This is a genomic window from Pelagibius sp. CAU 1746, assembly GCF_039839785.1.
In the GTDB taxonomy this organism is placed as follows: domain Bacteria; phylum Pseudomonadota; class Alphaproteobacteria; order Kiloniellales; family Kiloniellaceae; genus Pelagibius.
In genome coordinates this window covers 1,846,287-1,863,208 of the sequence record NZ_JBDOQT010000001.1, presented here as the reverse complement: position 1 = coordinate 1,863,208, position 16,922 = coordinate 1,846,287, and the positions used below count along the sequence as shown (strand labels likewise).

At 64.1% G+C, this 16,922-nt stretch carries 19 protein-coding genes; 9 read left to right on the top strand and 10 right to left on the bottom strand.

Going from position 1 to position 16,922, the window contains the following annotated elements:
- Positions 1 to 14 precede the first annotated feature (14 nt).
- The 8 genes from AAFN88_RS08785 to torT are packed head-to-tail and all read right to left on the bottom strand — an operon-like array spanning position 15 to position 7,934.
- A complete protein-coding gene (locus AAFN88_RS08785) occupies positions 15 to 989 on the bottom strand; it encodes a biotin-dependent carboxyltransferase family protein (RefSeq protein ID WP_347519901.1) in 975 nt (324 codons plus the stop codon).
- A complete protein-coding gene (locus AAFN88_RS08780) occupies positions 979 to 1,854 on the bottom strand; it encodes an allophanate hydrolase subunit 1 (protein ID WP_347519900.1) in 876 nt (291 codons plus the stop codon). The genes AAFN88_RS08785 and AAFN88_RS08780 overlap by 11 nt, the downstream gene beginning before the upstream one ends.
- Positions 1,851 to 3,251, bottom strand: coding sequence for an acetyl-CoA carboxylase biotin carboxylase subunit (locus AAFN88_RS08775; RefSeq protein ID WP_347519898.1), 1,401 nt, complete (start codon positions 3,249 to 3,251; stop codon positions 1,851 to 1,853). Before AAFN88_RS08775 ends, AAFN88_RS08780 begins: the two co-directional genes overlap by 4 nt.
- Entirely contained in the window at positions 3,251 to 3,490 is a 240-nt protein-coding gene (locus tag AAFN88_RS08770; protein WP_347519896.1) for an acetyl-CoA carboxylase, read from the bottom strand. Before AAFN88_RS08770 ends, AAFN88_RS08775 begins: the two co-directional genes overlap by 1 nt.
- Positions 3,491 to 3,522: 32 nt before the next feature.
- Positions 3,523 to 4,251 carry a LamB/YcsF family protein gene (locus AAFN88_RS08765; RefSeq protein WP_347519895.1) on the bottom strand — a complete coding sequence of 243 codons (729 nt, stop codon included), beginning with the start codon at positions 4,249 to 4,251 and terminating at the stop codon, positions 3,523 to 3,525.
- 13 nt (positions 4,252 to 4,264) lie between these two features.
- Positions 4,265 to 5,290 (bottom strand): ABC transporter permease, encoded by a 1,026-nt coding sequence (locus tag AAFN88_RS08760; RefSeq protein WP_347519894.1) that lies wholly within the window; start codon positions 5,288 to 5,290, stop codon positions 4,265 to 4,267.
- Positions 5,290 to 6,840: a sugar ABC transporter ATP-binding protein gene (locus AAFN88_RS08755; protein WP_347519893.1), complete on the bottom strand. Its 1,551-nt coding sequence runs from the start codon at positions 6,838 to 6,840 to the stop codon at positions 5,290 to 5,292. The genes AAFN88_RS08760 and AAFN88_RS08755 overlap by 1 nt, the downstream gene beginning before the upstream one ends.
- 20 nt (positions 6,841 to 6,860) lie before the next feature.
- Positions 6,861 to 7,934 (bottom strand): TMAO reductase system periplasmic protein TorT, encoded by a 1,074-nt coding sequence (torT, locus tag AAFN88_RS08750; protein ID WP_347519892.1) that lies wholly within the window; start codon positions 7,932 to 7,934, stop codon positions 6,861 to 6,863.
- Between the two features lie 333 nt (positions 7,935 to 8,267).
- On the opposite strand from torT, the gene AAFN88_RS08745 reads away from it, so the two are divergent.
- The 4 genes from AAFN88_RS08745 (at position 8,268) to AAFN88_RS08730 (ending at position 11,424) form a co-directional block, all read left to right on the top strand.
- Positions 8,268 to 9,179: a LysR family transcriptional regulator gene (locus AAFN88_RS08745; RefSeq protein ID WP_347519891.1), complete on the top strand. Its 912-nt coding sequence runs from the start codon at positions 8,268 to 8,270 to the stop codon at positions 9,177 to 9,179.
- A gap of 540 nt (positions 9,180 to 9,719) precedes the next feature.
- A complete protein-coding gene (locus AAFN88_RS08740) occupies positions 9,720 to 10,277 on the top strand; it encodes a helix-turn-helix domain-containing protein (RefSeq protein WP_347519890.1) in 558 nt (185 codons plus the stop codon).
- Between the two features lie 553 nt (positions 10,278 to 10,830).
- Positions 10,831 to 11,076, top strand: coding sequence for a hypothetical protein (locus AAFN88_RS08735; RefSeq protein ID WP_347519888.1), 246 nt, complete (start codon positions 10,831 to 10,833; stop codon positions 11,074 to 11,076).
- A 3-nt stretch (positions 11,077 to 11,079) separates the two neighbouring features.
- A complete protein-coding gene (locus AAFN88_RS08730; RefSeq protein WP_347519887.1) occupies positions 11,080 to 11,424 on the top strand; it encodes an HNH endonuclease signature motif containing protein in 345 nt (114 codons plus the stop codon).
- Between the two features lie 89 nt (positions 11,425 to 11,513).
- Here AAFN88_RS08730 and AAFN88_RS08725 read toward each other — a convergent pair whose 3' ends face one another.
- Together AAFN88_RS08725 and AAFN88_RS08720 are read right to left on the bottom strand one after the other, a co-directional pair.
- Positions 11,514 to 12,017 (bottom strand): hypothetical protein, encoded by a 504-nt coding sequence (locus AAFN88_RS08725; protein WP_347519886.1) that lies wholly within the window; start codon positions 12,015 to 12,017, stop codon positions 11,514 to 11,516.
- Between the two features lie 92 nt (positions 12,018 to 12,109).
- Positions 12,110 to 12,622, bottom strand: a complete 513-nt coding sequence (locus AAFN88_RS08720) for a hypothetical protein (protein ID WP_347519885.1) — start codon at positions 12,620 to 12,622, stop codon at positions 12,110 to 12,112.
- A 255-nt stretch (positions 12,623 to 12,877) separates the two neighbouring features.
- On the opposite strand from AAFN88_RS08720, the gene AAFN88_RS08715 reads away from it, so the two are divergent.
- From AAFN88_RS08715 to AAFN88_RS08695, 5 genes are all read left to right on the top strand, one after another.
- Positions 12,878 to 13,477, top strand: coding sequence for a hypothetical protein (locus AAFN88_RS08715; RefSeq protein WP_347519884.1), 600 nt, complete (start codon positions 12,878 to 12,880; stop codon positions 13,475 to 13,477).
- Entirely contained in the window at positions 13,474 to 13,737 is a 264-nt protein-coding gene (locus AAFN88_RS08710) for a hypothetical protein (RefSeq protein WP_347519883.1), read from the top strand. The genes AAFN88_RS08715 and AAFN88_RS08710 overlap by 4 nt, the downstream gene beginning before the upstream one ends.
- Positions 13,738 to 13,850: 113 nt before the next feature.
- A complete protein-coding gene (locus tag AAFN88_RS08705; RefSeq protein WP_347519882.1) occupies positions 13,851 to 15,128 on the top strand; it encodes a phage major capsid protein in 1,278 nt (425 codons plus the stop codon).
- A gap of 2 nt (positions 15,129 to 15,130) precedes the next feature.
- Complete coding sequence (locus AAFN88_RS08700; RefSeq protein ID WP_347519880.1) at positions 15,131 to 15,673, top strand: HK97 family phage prohead protease; 543 nt, start codon at positions 15,131 to 15,133, stop codon at positions 15,671 to 15,673.
- Position 15,674: 1 nt separating this feature from the next.
- The gene (locus AAFN88_RS08695) at positions 15,675 to 16,922 is read left to right on the top strand and encodes a phage portal protein (protein ID WP_347519878.1); all 1,248 of its coding nucleotides are present in this window, start codon (positions 15,675 to 15,677) and stop codon (positions 16,920 to 16,922) included.

Below are 16,922 nucleotides of genomic sequence, written 5' to 3'. Positions count from 1 at the left end.
GAAGTCCTTCTGCTTCAGGCGAGCGCGTCGCGGATGGCGTTCATGACTGCGGCACGGTCATGGCGGGCGGCCAGGGCCGTGTCCATATCGACCCGCACGAACTGTACCGGCGTGTGCGGCTGCAGTTGACCGATCAGGTCCATATCGGCGGAAATCACCGTGCCGAGCATAAAGTAGCCACCGCCCGACACCGCATCCCGGTGTAGCACGATGGGTTCGGTGCCGCTGGGCACCTGGATCGAGCCATAGGGATAGCAGGCATCGGTGATGTTGGAGGGATCGGCACCAGCCCCGAAAGGCTGTTCGCGCGCGACGAAGTCCAGCTTGCGCCCGCCCTGGAAGCGGTAGCCCATGCGGTCGGCCTCGTTGGCCACCTTCCAAGTGTCCTCGAAGAAGTTCTTCTGGGCGGCTTCGGTGATCCGGTGCCAGTAGAGTCCGGGCAGGACCCGAAGCTCCGCCGGACTACCGGGCCCGCGACGCAGCTCCTGCGGGACGGCAAGCCCCTCCTTCACGGCTTTCACACCGGTACCGAGCGGCAGGGTGTCGCCCGGTTGCACCGCGCGGCCGTCGATGCCGCCCAGCGCGCCGATGGCATAGGTCGAGCGGCTGCCCAGCTTCGGCTGCGTGTTGATGCCGCCGGAGACCGCGATGTAAGCGCGCGCGCCCGCCTTCAGGAAGTCGAAAGACAGCACCTGACCGGCCTTTACCGGAAAAGCGGTCCAAGTCCCACGCGGCTCGCCGTCCACCTTGGGCGGCAGCTCCGCGCCGCAGACGGCGACCATGGCATCTTCGGTGAACTCCAGCTCCGGTCCGACAAAGACCGATTCAAGGCCTGCCGCGCCCTCGTCGTTGCCGACCAGCAAGTTGGCCGCACGCAGAGCCAAGCGGTCCATCGCGCCGCCCATGGGGATGCCAAGATGGTAGTAACCCGGCCGCCCCAGATCCTGGATCGTGGTTGCGATACCGGCGGAGATCACATTAATCGGCATAGAGCGCCCCCATCAGCTTGGCATTGGTTCCGTCGATGTCGGCGTTGTACTCATCCAGTGAGAAACGGACATTCTTGATCCGCGGTGCGAAGGTTCCAGCCTGCACCTCGGCGACGGCTTCGTCGTATTCCGCGCGGTCGATCGGCTTCCACTTCACAATGTCGCCCGGCCTGAAGAACACCATGAAGTCTTGCAGGTAGGAGACCTTTTGTTCCGGATCGAAGATCGGCATCGGAGTGATGCCGAACATCTGATAGCCGCCAGCCCCGCGCACCGAATAAATGCAGGAAAAGCAGCCGCCGTAGCCGACGGTCAGGCGCGGCGTGTCCGTGCGCGGACGCAGGTATTTCGGCACCTCGATCTGCCGTTGGCGCTCGACCATCTGGTACAGGAACGGCAGGCCGGAGACGAAGCCGACCATGGAGACGAACCATGGCGCCCCCGAGTGCGCTTCGATAAATTTCTCCACGCTGTCGTAACCATTGATCGAGGCGGCATATTCGATGTCGGTCGCGTCGGGGTCCTGGTGGCGCTCGCGAAAGCGCATCAGAGTCTCATTCGTCCAAGGGTCCTGATAATAGACCGGCACTTCGACGATGCGGGTGTCCAGCGCATGTTCGGCGCTCTCCGCCGTCGCTTCCAGCCGCTTCAGTTCGGCCATCAGATCATCTGGGCGGATGACGTCCGGGTCGAACTTGATCTGGAAAGAGGCGTTGGCCGGACAGATCTCCGTAACGCCCTCGATGCCGGCCTCGCGCACCGCGTTGGTCATGGAAAGGCTGACGAAGAAGGCCTCCAACGACATGGCTTCTTCGACTTCGACGAAGATATGCTCGTCGCCGCCAAAGGTGTATCGGCTAGTCATGCGGCTCGGCCTCCCTTTTGCCTGATGAGATCGATGTTTTGGTCCAGCCAGTGCTCCAGCCAGCGCGTGTGAACGGCACTGCTGCGCAGCTCCTCGCTGTCCAGCAACGCCTGGAACAGCGGCGCCGTCGTTGGCAGCCCCTCGATACGCAACTCAGCCAGCGCGCGGGACAGCCGCCGCAGGGCTGCCGGGCGGTCTTCGGCCCAGACGATGAGCTTGCCAAGGAGGGAATCGTAGAACGGCGGCACTGCGTAGCCCGGATAGAGCATGTGATCGAAGCGTACCCCCGGCCCGGCCGGAACGCTGAGCGCGCCAACAACGCCGGGAAAAGGCATGAAATTGTTGGCAGGGTCTTCCGCGTTCAACCGCACCTCGATGGCGTGGCCGCGGCGCTGGATCTCGTCCTGACGCAGGCGCAGCTTCTGGCCATCGGCAATAGCGATCATCTCCGCCACCAGGTCAACGCCGCAGATCATCTCGGTCACCGGGTGCTCGACCTGGATACGGGTGTTCATCTCGATGAAGTAGAACGCGCCGCTGTCATCGTCGTAGAGGAACTCGACCGTGCCGGCACCTTTGTAGTCGACCGCCTTGGCCAGGGCGACCGCCGCAGCGCAAAGAGACTCCCGCGCCGAGTCGGCCAGCACCGCCGAGGGCGCTTCTTCCCAGACCTTCTGGCGGCGGCGCTGCAGGGAGCATTCACGCTCGTAGAAGTGCACGACATCCATGCCGTCTCCCAGCACCTGCACCTCAATGTGGCGGGCCCGCTCGACGACCTTCTCGACATAGATGCCGCCGTCGCCGAAGGCCGCCTTGGCTTCTGCGGAAGCCTGCGGTGCGAGGGCGCGGAACTCCGACGCATCGCCGGCCACGCGGATGCCGCGGCCGCCGCCGCCGGCCGCCGCCTTGATCATCACCGGAAAGCCGATATCCTCGGCCAGCGCCACCGCTGCATCCATATCGCCCAGAAGTCCGTCGTTGCCCGGCACGGTCGGCACCCCGGCCTTCTTGGCTTCGGCGCGGGCGGCGGCCTTGTCGCCCATCAGCCGGATGGTGTCCCCGCTGGGACCGACAAAGATCAATCCGGCCGCTGCGACCGCGTCGGCGAAGTCTGCGTTCTCGGCAAGAAATCCATAACCCGGATGGACCGCGTCGGCCCCGGTCTGGCGGGCCGCAGCCAGGATCGCCTCCATATCCAGGTAGGACTTCGCCGCCTGCGGCGGGCCGATGTTCACCGCTTCGTCGGCCAACTGTACGGCGCGGCTGTCGGCATCCGCGTCGCTGTGAACCTGGACCGTGGCAATACCGAGGTCCTGCGCGGCGCGGACGATCCGCACCGCGATCTCGCCGCGGTTGGCGATCAGCAACTTCTTAATGGACCTTGTAACGGCTGGCATCAGTCCAGCTCAGCGATGGTTTGACCGGCCATCACCGGCTCGGAGTCACCGATGGGAAAGCTTGCGACCGTTCCGTCGTCATCGGCCTTCACCTCGACGTAGGTCTTCATGACCTCAACCAAGCCCAGGGTGTCGCCCTTGGCAACGGCGTCGCCGACCTCCTTGTAGGGCGGCTGATCCGGTGCCGGCTTTCGATAGAAGGTCCCCGGAATGGGGGACTTAACCTCGTGCCTCGCCATGGCATGTTCTCCTTTTTCTATTGGGCGCCTTGTCAGGCGGCTTCCAGCTCGCTGACCGCCTTCCGCACCGCCTTGGCAACGTCGATAGCATTGGGGGTGTCCGAATGAACGCAGATCGTCTCGGCGCGTACGGAAAGAGACTTGCCGTTGATGGACTTGATCGCACCTTCGCGCACCGCCTGGACACAGCGCGCGGCGGCCATACCCGGATCGACGGCATCGTGCTTGCGAGTGATCAGCAATCTGCCGTCGTCGTCGTAGCCGAGATCGGCAAAGAACTCGGCTTGGAACGAAATACCGCGATCGGCGCATACCTGCTCGTGCAGCGTAGCGGCCATCCCTAGTACCGGAACCTTGTAAATCTCGGCGACATCGGCAACGGCGTGCGCAATCGGCTCCTGCTGGGCCGCCATGCCGTAAAGAGCGCCGTGCGGCTTCATATGCGACAAGGTCATCCCGGCTGCCTCCAGGAAGCCTTTCAATGCGCCGACTTGATAGATGATGATGTTCGCCATCTCTTCCCGGTCGATCTTCATCTCCCGCCGGCCGAAGCCCGGCAGGTCGGGCAGCGAGAAGTGCGCGCCCACCTTCACGCCGTGGGCCAGCGCAAGCTCCACTGTGCGCCGCATGTGATTCGGGTCCGATCCATGAAAGCCGCAGGCGACGTTGGCCTGCGTGATGTAAGGCATCATGCCTTCGTCATCGCCCATTTTATAAAGACCGAAGCTCTCGCCCATGTCGCAGTTAATATCGACAGGCATACTCTCTTTCTCCTTAGTCTTTGAGCGAGGCGACATAGCGGAGCCGGATCTGATCGGCGATGACCGCTAGTATCAAAAGAGTGCCCAATACGACTGTCTGCAAATAGGATTCGATGCGCGCCAGGTTCATGCCGTTCTGCACCAAGCCGATGAACAGAGCGCCGAGAACCACATTCTCCAGACGGCCGACGCCGCCGCGCAGACTCACCCCGGCGATAACGCAGGCGGCAATGGACTCAAGCGGCATCGAGGCACCGATATTGGCCTCGCCCGTATCCAGCCGCGCGGTCAGAAGCATGCCGGCCACGGCCGCGAAGAAGGCGCAGAGCACATAGGTGAAAAACAGAGTTCCAGTGGCATTGATTCCCGACAGCGCGGCGGCTTTCAGGTTGCCGCCGACGGCATAGAAATAGCGCCCTTGCGGAGTCCGGTAGAGGAAAGCATAGAGCGCCACGGCGAGCAGCGCCGCGACATAGACAGGCGCCGGGATTCCGAACAACATGCCGAATCCCAGAACGTCGCCGAAGGCCTGGGGCATGCCGTAGACCGGCACGCCGCCGGTCAGGTAGAGCGCGATGCCGAAACCGACCGAGGCCATACCGAGCGACATCATGAAGGGGGAGACGTTGAAGAAGGCGACGCCGATGCCGTTGACGACGCCGATGGCGACGCCGGCGGCAATGCCGGCGAAGCAGCCAACGGCGATCGCCAGCCACACCGCATCGGGTGCCGCGGCAAAACTAGCTGCCATGGCCATTGCCCCCACGACCGAGGACAGCGCCACGATGGTGCCGACCGAGAGGTCGAAGCCGCCGGTCAAGAGAGCCATCATCTGTCCCAGCGAGACGATCATCAGATAGACCGATTGACGCAGCACGTTCATCAGGTTGCGCGGCGTCAGGAAATTGTCGGACATCAGCGTGAACACCACCACGGCGATCACCAGCAGGAACGGCAGAATGCCGAGCTTGACGAAGAGCCGCTTGGCCGCATCGCCTGCGCCGCCCCTTGGCCGTGCGGCCGCGGTGTCCTTGGCCATCATGCGGCCTCCCTCTCGAAGAAATGGGCGAGCACATTCTCCTCCGTCAGCTCTCCTGCGCGCAGCTCAGCCTGAACGCGGCCGCGATAGAAGACGTAGGCGCGGGTGGTCAGGTGGAGGATTTCGGGCAGGTCGGAGGAGATCAGAACAATGCCGACACCGCTGCGCGCGAGCCCGACGATGAATTCGTAGATCGACGCCCGGGTGCCGACATCGACGCCGACAGTCGGCTCATCGAAGACGATGAGATCGTAGGCGCGCGTCAGGCTGCGGGCCAACATCACTTTTTGTTGGTTGCCGCCGGAAAAGTGATCCACGGCCCGCTCGATGCGCAGCGGCGCGAGATTCAGGCGTTCCGCCAGCGCGGCGACCGTCCGCGTTTCGCCGGCGCGGTCGAGAACAATGCCGTTGGAAAAGGGTGCGATGCCGAGTGAGGCCAGCGCGACGTTCTCACGCACCGAGCGCATCATCATCAGGCCCTCGCTGCGCCGGTCGGCGGGCAAGTAGAGAAAACCATCGCGGATGTTGCGGCGCGGCCCCTGTCCGGTGATATCCCGGCCCCGCAGTACTACTTTGCCGGAGTCGATCGGGCCGGCACCGAAGCAGGCCTGCATCAGTTCCGATTTACCGGAGCCGACGAGGCCGGCCATGCCGACGATCTCGCCGGCCCGCACGTTCATCGAGGCCTGGATGACCGTTTCGTCGGGCGTGGTCAGGTTGCGCACCTCCAGAACCTTGTCGCCGGGGGCTGCGAGGTCGAGCGGCGGGAAGATGCCGCCAACGACCCGGCCGGTCATCAGGCGCACCAGATCGTCTTCGGAGGTGGTCTTGGCATCGACGGTGTCGATGTAGCGTCCGTCCCGCAGCACTGTAATACGGTCGCCGATGCGCCGGATTTCCGCCATGCGGTGGGTAATGTAGACGATCCCCACGCCGCGCTTGGTCAAGCGGCCGATCAGGTCGAAGAGATGATCGGTCTCGTGGTTCGTGAGCGAGGCCGTCGGTTCGTCGAGGATAAGGACGGAAAGGTCGGACCGGAAGGCTTTGGCGATCTCGACCATCTGCTGCTCGGCGCGCGTCAAGCGGTCGACGCGCTGCTCGGGCTTCAGAGCGAAACCCAGCTCCCCAAGGATCTCCAGCGACTCGCGGCGAATACGCGCCCGGTCGATGAAGCCGCCGCGCGTCGGCTCGGCACCCAGAAAGAGGTTCTCCTCCACGGTCATCTGCGGGATCAGGGAAAACTCCTGGAACACCGCCGAAATGCCGTAGGCGCGGGCGTCGTGAACCGACGCCAGCGTTATGTGCTCTCCCTTGATGAGGATGCGACCGGCACTCGGTTGGTTCGCGCCGGCCAGGATGGAGATTAGGGTGGACTTGCCGGCGCCGTTCTCGCCGAAGAGAACATGTACCTCGCCGGCACGCAGATCGAAGTCCACGCCGTCCAGCGCCCTGACGCCGGGATAGTCCTTTGTCACGGCAATCGTCTGCAGCAGGGGGGAGGCCGATGGTGACGGCCCCCCGCCTTGCACGGCGGCCTGTGAAGTCGACATGGTCCGCTAGTCGCCGGCGCCTAGTCGACCGAGAAGACCGGACTGAAGCCGTTCGGCGCCAGCGTCGACGAGGGGTCGAACTTACCGTGGTTTTCCTGGGTCACGACATAGAGCGCCGGCCCGACGTGCTTCTGATAATCCTTGCCTTCCAGGATGCGCACGGCCTGGTCGACCGCGACGCGTCCCTGGATCACGGTTGAATCCGTCGGTGCCGCAAGGATCTGACCGCGCGCAATACCCCGGTCAACGCCTGGCGTGTAGTAGTAGGAGACGACCTTGACCTGGTCGGTCAGGCCCCGGGCACGCAGGATCGGCACGGCAGCCTCCGCCGTCACCGCAGTGCCAACGATGTAGCTCAGTTCGGGATAGGCCTCGAGCGCATCTTCGACCAGCTTGGCCTGCGCTTCCTTGCCGGTGTCGCCATACTTGGTGTCGACCAGTTCGACCGCGCTGCCGGCGACCGCGCGTTGGAAGCCGGCATTGCCCGCTTCCACCCAGCCTGCGCCGGCCGGCCCTGGGAACCAAGCCACCTTTGCCGCCTGGCCGCCTGCGGGGTGCGCCTTGGCGAGGAACTCACCGGCCTTGGCGCCCATCTCACCGAAGGAAACCAGCGACTTCGCCGAGAGCTCGCTGGAGGACATGCCGTTGATGACGTCGATAACCGGGATGTTCTTGGATCGAATCTCGCTGACCAGGTTGTTCAGCCCGTCAAAGGAGATCGCGCCGATAACGACCGCATCGGCCCCTGCCGAGACGCAGTCCTCTATCTGGGAAATCTGGGTATTGAGCTCGGTATAACCACCCGCCTCGACGACGTTGGCCTTCACGCCCAGGCGCTTTGCCTCTTCGGTGATGCCGTAGTCGACCCCCAGCCAATAGGCGTCTTTCATGTGCGGGAAGGAAACGCAGATATCCCACTTTTTCGCGGCCTTTTCGAGCGGCACATAGTCCATCGCCTTGCGCGGGCTTTCCATGTTGAACGGCGGATCCCAGACTTCGACCGAGTAGGGGTACCAGTCGCCCGCGACTGCGCTGCCCGTGAGCGCGAGCACCATCGCCGCAGATGCCGGCAATGCGCTGAGCTTTCTTTTCATGATTGAGCCTCCTGTTCTCGCCGGGCCGCTGCGGCCCGCTTTGTTGACCGCCACCGGGAGGACGGTGCGAAAATCAAAGAACGCGGGGGTGGAATAGTAAAATACGAATATCAGACGCTATGAATCTGATTTTCTAATGTCAGTGACCGGTGTACAAATAAGTGCGTTAAGCCGCCGCCGTTCGTTGCGCTGAGGCTGGATATCTACATAACCAATTGGAATAACATATATTATTTCTGCCTCCCTGCCCGAACCGCGCGCTTGTTCCTGTCCAGTCACCGGTCAAGGGGCGTTAGCGTCGATTCTGTTTTTTCGATATGGACCATCTAAGAAATGAATGAGCCCTCGATTCGACAGATCCGCTATTTCATTGCCGTTGCGAATTCCGGGCAGATCTCACGTGCGGCCATGGGGCTCAATGTCTCCCAGTCGGCGGTAACCACGGCCGTCAAGCAGCTGGAAGAGATTGTCGGAACCCAGTTGCTGGAACGGCATCCGGGCGGCGCGGCTCTGACTTACGAGGGGAACATCTTTCTCGACCATGCCCGCCGGATCATGGCGGCCGTGGACGAGGCGGTACGCTCGCCGCGCCGACGGCGCGACGACGTCACGGGAACGCTACGGCTGGCCATGACCTACACGGTCGCCGGCTATTTTCTGCTGCCCTTTATCGAACGCTTCGTTCGTGCCTTCCCGGGCGTGGACCTCAAGCTCACGGAGGCTTCGCGCAACGCGATCGAGGAAGGACTGGTCTCCGGCACCTTCGACCTGGCCGTCATGCTGACCTCCAACATCGTCAACCAAGAAGGCATATCCTATGACACGCTGTTGCAGTCGCGCCGCCGTCTCTGGCTGTCATCGCAGCATGCACTGCTCGATCAGCCTTCGATCTCGCTCGCCGACGTCGCTGCCGAGCCTTACATCATGTTGACGGTCGACGAAGCCAGTAATACGGCGCAGCGCTATTGGAACCGCACGAGCTACCGCCCGCGCACCATATTTCGAACCTCCTCGGTAGAGGCTGTGCGCTCGATGGTTGCCAGCGGCATGGGTGTGACCATCCTTTCCGACATGGTGTACCGGCCCTGGTCACTGGACGGCCGCCGCGTCGAAGTCATCTTGCTCGCCGATCCCATTCCCACCATGGATGTCGGCCTGGCCTGGGCCACAAACGTCGAGCAGAACTCCGCCGTCTCGGCATTTCGCGAATTCATGCACATCGGCGAGGAACAGCTTCCGCGCTAGCCAACAGCCGCCGAGCGCCGGGCAATCAACCTGGCAATGCCGGGCAGACTGACAGTTCGCTTGCCGCCTCCGAAGAGGCGCTGAAAGCTGCGGTTTTTGGCTGGAAGAATTGGCGTCCCCTAGGGGGGCTTGCGGATTTAGTCATATCAATCGCTTAACAAGCGGTGGGACCGCGAAACTTCCTATCCTGTTTCATGGCTTTCTAATGCGTAAAGTCCCACCGCCTCGGATTGGGGAGGCGCCCGCATGACTGCCCAACTAACCTTGGCACGTCTGAGGGCGCAGGCGCCGAAGGTGCGCACGATCATCCCGCGCACTGCGCGGCCGCCTGGCGAAACGCGAACCGCCGCCCTGGCTGGGAACCGGGGCGGCGGCGCATCACATACTGCAGCCGGCGAGCTGCGGGCGCCAGACTACCATCGGCAGCCGGCGGTTCAAGCGTGTTCGCACGCGGACGCAGCCGCACCCGGTCCCCGCTCCCCCCGCGCCCCCCTCGCGGGGGCGACGCGCCCGGCGCGCGAGCTGCGCGGCAGCGATGCGGTGGCGCGCAAACCAGAAGAGGGGGGCGGCGTCGGAGAGTCCCTGTCGCGCGCGCAGTTGTGCGCACGGTTCGGCATCGATCGCAGCACGCTTTGGCGCCGGATCAAGGCCGGCCGATTCCCAAATGCGGATATGGTGGTCAACGGCCGCCCCGCCTGGTCGACGCAAGCGCTCTCCGCATGGGAGCGGCCCGAAGGCTTCACCCGCGCTCAGATATGCGCGCAACTCGGTATCGATCGCACCACCCTTTGGCGCTGGCTGAAGGCCGGCCGGTTTCCAGGCGCCGACCTGGCGATCGATGGGCGCCCGGCCTGGTCGGCGCGCGCAGTCACTGAGTGGAGGCGTGCTGAAGCAGAGTGGCTGGAAGCAGAGGAAATGCGCAAGCTGGATGAGCTGTACCGGCAGTTTTTGGCGCAAGAGGAAATCATCCGCCAGCAGTTAGCTGCCGGCGAAGAGGCGCGCCGACGGTCGCGAGAGTGGCGGGCCAGGTTTCAGCGCAAGACCGCTCTTGAATATGCGGCCGAATCATATGACCAGGTCGATTGGGCGAACCCCTAGGAACACGCCCGACTAGTCCGCGCTGACGCGGTGCGTCTAGACGCACTTCGGCAAGCGCAGCGTGCGCAGCGGCGCGCCTGCCAGCTGTGCAACACCCGCCCCTCGGCGTCGCTGCGCGCGCCTCACCATTTCCCTGCCGTTTCGCTGTCGAGGTGCGCGGGTTGCGCGGCAACCCTCGCAACCCGCGCCACCTCATAAGTCGCGGAAATAACCTGCATTTTTTGCCTACGCAGGCACCGGCTGCGAAGGTGCGAGGGTTTCTCTGACTGCAGCTTCTATACGATCCATGTATGCAACACAGACGCAACGCTTGTTGCATCCATGTTGCATTGAGAATTGAAATATCTCCGCAATAGGGGGTTTTCCCTCGCACCCTCGCAAGAGAAGGAAAAAGCCTTTTAAATTCAACAGGTAGGAAGCTGCGAGGATAACTGCCGGACCCGCGCGGACCCTCGCAACCCGCGCAACACTTGCGACGTCTCGCCGTTCGATCCTATCGTCGCGCCGGCGGCGGCCTTCCTGTCGCCAATTGCGCACGTAAGGGGGTGATGACATGGCTGACGAACAGCAGCACGACGATCCCGACGGCGACGAGGCTATGGACTCCGTCTTGGATGCCTCGAAGCATCTGACTGACTGCATCGGCTTGGGCACTGCCGACGCGGCGCACTGCCTGATGGGCGGCGCGCTCTTTATCGCCCAAGAGGAGATGAGCACTGCGGACTTCGCAGAGTGGCTATCAGAAGTCCGCCAGGTGCTGGACGAGCGAGAGGCCGATCTGCGCGGGCGGGCGAGCTGACACATGCCGACGATGCCGCCGACCTGGCGCCCGCCCGGTGCGCCAACCAAGCGCGAGCGTGACGCCGACTACAAGCGCCGCAGGCGCGACCATCCCGACCAGGCGTTCTTGCGCACGCGGGCATGGCGTGACCGCCTCCGGCCGATCCAGCTGCAACGTGAGCCGTTCTGTCGGCACTGCGCCGAAGACGGGCGCACCGTGCCGGCGACCGAAGTCGACCACATCGTTGTGCCCAACGGCGACCCGATGCTGCAGCGCGATCCGGACAACTATCAAAGTCTGTGCAAGAGCTGCCACGCCCGAAAGACCCGCGCGCAGCAGACCCGGGGGGCGGGTCAAAAAGGCTAAAGGCGCCCGCTGGGAACCGTCGCCCCAATAGAAAATTCCCGCCCGCGAAATTCAGAATATTTTTTTTTGTACGAGTCCCTGAGACGCGCCTAGCGAATTACCCCCTTCTTGCGCCAGAATTCTTTGAGGCTTTCAAGGTCAAGCTTGGTGCGGACATTGACTTTGCCGTCTTCCGTATACGTCGTTTTGATGAGCCCACGCCTGGCGGCGGACTTCAGCCCTCGGAAATTGAGATGCCGTTCTACGCTCTCCGCCGAATAAGTCCCGGCCCAGATCCCCGCCGCGGTGGGAATATCAAGCTCTGTCACGTCTTCGCCTAGTGTCAACAAGCCCTGCATGATCCGCTCTTGTTGTCGACGGCTGGTAAGAAACAGCGTCGCGCGCTCGTAAATCCACAGCGCCAAAGAAACCGCCGCTAGGCCGGATACCAGCGCCAGCATCGAATAGGCAACAATCGCCGACGTGCTCAGCCCGTCCAACCACCCCGAAAAGAACGAAATCACGGCAGGGGCGACGCCGACTAGGTAGAGCGCCCCCTTGACCGTGACCAAAAAACGAAAGAAAGACCCGATAAACTTCCAGATATTTTTCATACTCCCGATTCTGCCGCCAGGCGACTGCTGCCGTCTAGGGGATAATTCCGTCCTTGATTGACTGGGCTTGGCTTCAGAGAGCTGCTAAGGCTTCAGTCCACCGGCGCGGCCGCCAACATAGCGTCCAGGTCTGCCAGCGCCGACCTGGCGCGCTCTATGCGGCGGCGATCGCGCCTGGTGCTGCCGGCCGGCGCTGAGGTGTCCGCTTCAAACGCGTCAACGGTCTGGTCGACGCGGTTCGCCAGGCTGCGCGCACCGTCGCTGAGGAAGTATGCGGCGTGGCGACAGTCGAAATCGGATTCGCTACAAGCGTCGGCCAGATCGGAGAGGCTTGCGGCTAGGTTCTGGAGCTGCTGCCGACAGTGCTGCAGCCCTTCGATCGCCGCCGGCGCGCCGCCTCCCTGATACGCCGCCACGTTGGCCTGGCCGATCGCATCGGCGACGTCGCAGGCTTTCTCCGCCAGGTCATCAAGCCAAGACTGGACTCGCCTGGCGCTGTTGCCGCGCGCCACCAGGCGCAGTGTCGCAGCAAAGCAACCGGTGTCGCCGTCGATAACATCAACTGCGTCGCGGAGGTCATTCACCCTTGCATCTACAATAGTCATTTCATGCCTTCCCGTGGTTTCAACAGTCGCAAAATGCGCCTGACCTTCAAATCGTCTTGTCAGTCTCAAAGACTTTCAACAACAAAATACACTGTTACATCAGATGTAACGGACCCCTCTAAATAACGACGAGTTACTGTTTGCGCTGTTACATTGGGCGCAACGCGTGGCAGGCCTGGGCGCCGGGCTTCGGGCTCAAGCGCGTCAATTCGTGGTCCTTGCCACGGTTGCCGAATCCGTGGTACGGACCACGTTATGGAAACGACCTTCACCCCGACCCTCTTCACGCCCGGCGAAGCCGAAGGCATCACGGGCGTTTCCACGGCCCTGCAGCGCGACTGGCGCCGACGCGGCTTCCTCCCCTCAAACGACGGCCATGCGCGTTTCGACGTCTTCGCCCTTGCGGAGATGTGGGCGCTGAGGCTTTTGGCCGAGCGCGGCATCGGGCCACAGCAAAGTCGCAAGGCCGCCGCTTGGCTGGCGGCCGGAATCGTCCATGAAGCGCTACAGCATCGCCAGGCTTACGAGGGCGACTTCGAAGCCGCCGCGCTGCGCGGTGCCCACCCTGACGATAACGTCCAGGACCGGCTTGATGTACTGGCCAGGTGGATCGTGCAAGAACGCAGCCGACCGCGCGGCGCCGGACAGGTACTGCCGGCGCGCTTCTTCGTCTGGACCGGTGATGGCAAGCGCCGATGGGTCGACTCCGTCGATGCTTGGTTTGACGACATTGATGGCGGCCGACGCAAGGGCGCGGGCGCTGTCATCGTGATGGACCAGCGGGCGCTTGGCCGAAGGCTGCTTGACCTGGCGCGCCGGCCGTTTGTTCACGTTGAAGAAGGCGAAGCCGAATGACCGGGACCACGTTTGACGCACAGTTCCTGCCGCCCGATCACCCGAAGGTCCAGGAAGCCGCCGCCGCGCTCCAGGAGCTGCGCCAGCGGCTGCGGGGCGTTGGCTTCAGCGACAACGATATTGCCGAGGCGCTGCTTTCCGAAGCGCTGGCGACCATGACCGCGCAGCACGGTGCGCAGCACGTGGCTTGCCACCTGGGGGCGCTGGGGAAGCTGCTGATTCACCTGGAGCAAAACCCGCCCCCGCAAGCAAGACACTAGCGCGACGGGGCGCGCGCTGGCCGGCCGTCGTGATGACGCCCGCTCCCTTAGATGGAACGCCCCAACCAACGCCCGTCGTGATGACGCGCGCTATCCCTTAGAAGGAAACTCGAATGACAAAAATCAGTGACCTGTTGAAGCAGCGCGACACGCTCCGGCGCGAAGCGCAGAAGATCATCAAGACTGCCGAGGACGCCGACCGCGCGCCCGAGGGCCAGGAACAGACGCGCCTGGATGAAATCAGGACCGAAAGCGACGCCCTGGAAACCCGCATTCGCAACCAGGCCATGATGGACGAATTCGACCGCCAGGCGGAGGGCGATCCGCTGGACGGCCAGGGTGGTGAATTCGAGCGGGAGGCGTCGCAGGTTTCTCTGCTGCGCGCGATCGCCTGTTCTGCGGGCCTGGAGGGCGACTACGGCCGCGAGCGCGAGGTCAGCGCGGAGCTGGCCCGCCGCTCCGGCCGCAAAGCGCAAGGCGTCCTGGTCCCGGCCAACGTGCTGCACGTGCGCGCCCATCGCGGCCTCGAAACCCGTGTCACGACGGCCGCTGGCGGTGGCGCAGGCGCGATCTTCGAGTCCGGCCGGCCGGACATGTTCATTGACGCGCTTCGCGCCAACCTGGTCACGTCGGCGCTTGGCGCCACCGTGCTAAACGGCCTGGAGGGTGGCCCTGTTTCGCTGCCGGCGATGGACAGCGGACAGTCGGGCAGCTGGATCGCCGACGATTCCGCATTGACGCCGGCAGACGTCGACGTCAACAAGCGCCAGCTCACCCCGAAGACGGTGGGCTGTCTGACCGAGTTCAGCCGCAACTTCGTCCTGCAATCGTCGCCGGACGTCGAAGACATGGCGCGGCGCGACTTCTCCGCCGCCCTGGCGGTGGCGCTTGACGGCGCCGCCCTGGTAGGCGGTGCCGCCAATGAACCGAGTGGCATCTTGGATCAGATTACGCCGGGAACGCTGGGGACTCCGACCTGGCAGGAAGTGCTTAACATCGTGAAGGGAGTCGAGGTCGCAAATGCGGCGATGGGCCGTCTCGGCTGGGCTGTAAACCCGAACGCCGTTGCGACCCTGCGCGGCACGACGAAGGTCAACGCCGACGCCGGTGCAGGGTTCATCATGGACTCGCCCCGCGAGCTGGCGGGCTATCCGGCCATGTCGACCACCGGACTGCCAGTGGATGAATCGCCGGAGAACGGCAGCGTTGTATTCGGTGACTGGGCAAGCCTGGTTGTCGGTTACTGGACCGGCATCGACATCTTGGCCAACCCCTACGCGGCGACGGCATACGCCAAGGGCAACATCCAGGTGCGTGGCTTGCTTACGGCCGACGTGGTTCTCCGTCATGTCGAGTCCTTCGCCGGCGCCATCGACGTTCCGGCGGCGTAAGCATGACGGCGGCAGCGCAAAACCTGGAGCATCGCGGCGCGCTGGAATGGCGCGTCGCGGGCCGCCGCCTGGTTGGACACGCCGCGGTGTTCGACCAGGCGGCCGACATCGGCGGCAAGCGAGAGGTCATCCGGCGCGGCGCCTTCGCGAAGGCACTGGCCAGCGGCGCCGATATCTTGGCCCTGGTTGACCACTCTCCGCAGCAGCTGCTGGCCCGCACCCGGTCGCGGACGCTGCGCTTGGCGGAAGACGCGCGCGGCCTGTCGTTCGAGATCGACCTGCCGCAGACGTCCCTGGGGAGTGATATCTTGGCCCTGGCAGAGCGCGGCGACCTGGGCGGCGCGTCTTTCGGCTTCATCATTCCGAAGGGCGGTGAGCGGTGGCAGGGGCACACGCGGGAGCTGGTCGAAATCGACCTGCGCGAAATCAGCATCGTGCACAGCTGGCCGGCCTACCCGACCACGGACGTTGCTGCCCGCTCACGCGGTGCGGATCGCGGCGACGTGCTGCGCACGCTGGCGCGGCTCAAGGCGGAGTTTATGTGACATGGGACTGCTTCGACGCCTTGCCGACGTCTTCGACCCGCCGCCGCCCATCGAGGAACGCGCGGGCGGCTTTGACTTCGATCCGCGCCTCGTCGACTTCGACCGGCCGGGGCGCCAGCTCGCTGTTGGGGCCGATTCCGTCCTGTCCAACTTGTCGGTCGCAAACGCCTGCGTGCGACTGCGCTCCGAGCTGCTGGCGGGCGTCCCGCTGGAGCTGTTCCGACGTACGCCGGACGGCGGCGCGGAGCGCGCGGAAGACCACCCGCTCTTTTGGCTGCTGCGCGACGCTCCCAACGATCGCCAGACGGCTTTCGAAGCGCGGGAACTGGCCGGCCGCTCCCTGGACCTGGCCGGCAACGCCTATGCGCGCGTGGCGCGCGATCGCACCGGGAACGTCACGGCGTTTCGTGTCGTGGCGCCCGGCGCCGTCTCTGTGGAACTGCTGCGCGGCGCGCGTCTGCGCTATCGCTTCATGGAGCCGCAGAGGCCGCCCGAGGTGGCCCTGGAGGGCGCGGGCGAAGTCCTGCACGTGCGCGCGGCTTCCCATGACGGTTTCATAGGTCGCTCGCCGTTGCACGCGGCACGCGGCGCGCTGGCTCTCGCCCTAGCCGGTGCGCAGACCGAGGCCAACATCATGGCCAACAGCCTGCGGCCAAGTGGCGTGTTCTTGTACGACAAGGTCCTAAAGCCAAACCAGCGCGAAGAGCTACAGAAGTTGCTGACCGACATGGTTACCAGCAAGAACGCCGGCGCGGCGATGCTCCTGGAGGCTGGCGTGAGATTCGAAAAGGTGTCTTTCAGCGCCAAGGACTCGGAACTACTGGGCTCGCGCAAGTTGGCGGCTGAAGACGTCGCGCGCATCTTCGGAGTGCCTCCGGCCGTGGTCGGCATCGGCGACCGGCCGACCTATGGCAGCGCAGTCGAAGAAGCGCGCCAGCTGGTGCAGAACGCTTTGCAGCCACTGGCCGCGCGGATCGAAGGTGCGATGGAGCGCGACCTGTTGAGCGAGGCCGAACGGCGCACGTACTTCATCCGGCATGACTTCGGCGCGCTGTTGCGCGGCGACCTGAAGTCGCGCTTTGAAGCCTACAAGATCGGCCGCGAGGCCGGGATATTGTCGCCGAACGACTGCCGCCGCCGCGAAGGCGAAGCGCCAATCGAAAACGGCGACGAATACATCCGTCCGCTGAATTTCACGCCGCTGGGAACGCCGCCGGCGCCGCCAGCTCCACCGCGTGAGGTCGATTAA

Coding starts and splice junctions, on each gene's coding strand:
- AAFN88_RS08785 (WP_347519901.1), bottom strand. CDS start 989: ATGCCGATTAATGTGATCTCCGCCGGTATCGCAACCACGATCCAGGAT.
- AAFN88_RS08780 (WP_347519900.1), bottom strand. CDS start 1,854: ATGACTAGCCGATACACCTTTGGCGGCGACGAGCATATCTTCGTCGAA.
- AAFN88_RS08775 (WP_347519898.1), bottom strand. CDS start 3,251: ATGCCAGCCGTTACAAGGTCCATTAAGAAGTTGCTGATCGCCAACCGC.
- AAFN88_RS08770 (WP_347519896.1), bottom strand. CDS start 3,490: ATGGCGAGGCACGAGGTTAAGTCCCCCATTCCGGGGACCTTCTATCGA.
- AAFN88_RS08765 (WP_347519895.1), bottom strand. CDS start 4,251: ATGCCTGTCGATATTAACTGCGACATGGGCGAGAGCTTCGGTCTTTAT.
- AAFN88_RS08760 (WP_347519894.1), bottom strand. CDS start 5,290: ATGGCCAAGGACACCGCGGCCGCACGGCCAAGGGGCGGCGCAGGCGAT.
- AAFN88_RS08755 (WP_347519893.1), bottom strand. CDS start 6,840: ATGTCGACTTCACAGGCCGCCGTGCAAGGCGGGGGGCCGTCACCATCG.
- torT (WP_347519892.1), bottom strand. CDS start 7,934: ATGAAAAGAAAGCTCAGCGCATTGCCGGCATCTGCGGCGATGGTGCTC.
- AAFN88_RS08745 (WP_347519891.1), top strand. CDS start 8,268: ATGAATGAGCCCTCGATTCGACAGATCCGCTATTTCATTGCCGTTGCG.
- AAFN88_RS08735 (WP_347519888.1), top strand. CDS start 10,831: ATGGCTGACGAACAGCAGCACGACGATCCCGACGGCGACGAGGCTATG.
- AAFN88_RS08730 (WP_347519887.1), top strand. CDS start 11,080: ATGCCGACGATGCCGCCGACCTGGCGCCCGCCCGGTGCGCCAACCAAG.
- AAFN88_RS08725 (WP_347519886.1), bottom strand. CDS start 12,017: ATGAAAAATATCTGGAAGTTTATCGGGTCTTTCTTTCGTTTTTTGGTC.
- AAFN88_RS08720 (WP_347519885.1), bottom strand. CDS start 12,622: ATGACTATTGTAGATGCAAGGGTGAATGACCTCCGCGACGCAGTTGAT.
- AAFN88_RS08715 (WP_347519884.1), top strand. CDS start 12,878: ATGGAAACGACCTTCACCCCGACCCTCTTCACGCCCGGCGAAGCCGAA.
- AAFN88_RS08710 (WP_347519883.1), top strand. CDS start 13,474: ATGACCGGGACCACGTTTGACGCACAGTTCCTGCCGCCCGATCACCCG.
- AAFN88_RS08705 (WP_347519882.1), top strand. CDS start 13,851: ATGACAAAAATCAGTGACCTGTTGAAGCAGCGCGACACGCTCCGGCGC.
- AAFN88_RS08700 (WP_347519880.1), top strand. CDS start 15,131: ATGACGGCGGCAGCGCAAAACCTGGAGCATCGCGGCGCGCTGGAATGG.
- AAFN88_RS08695 (WP_347519878.1), top strand. CDS start 15,675: ATGGGACTGCTTCGACGCCTTGCCGACGTCTTCGACCCGCCGCCGCCC.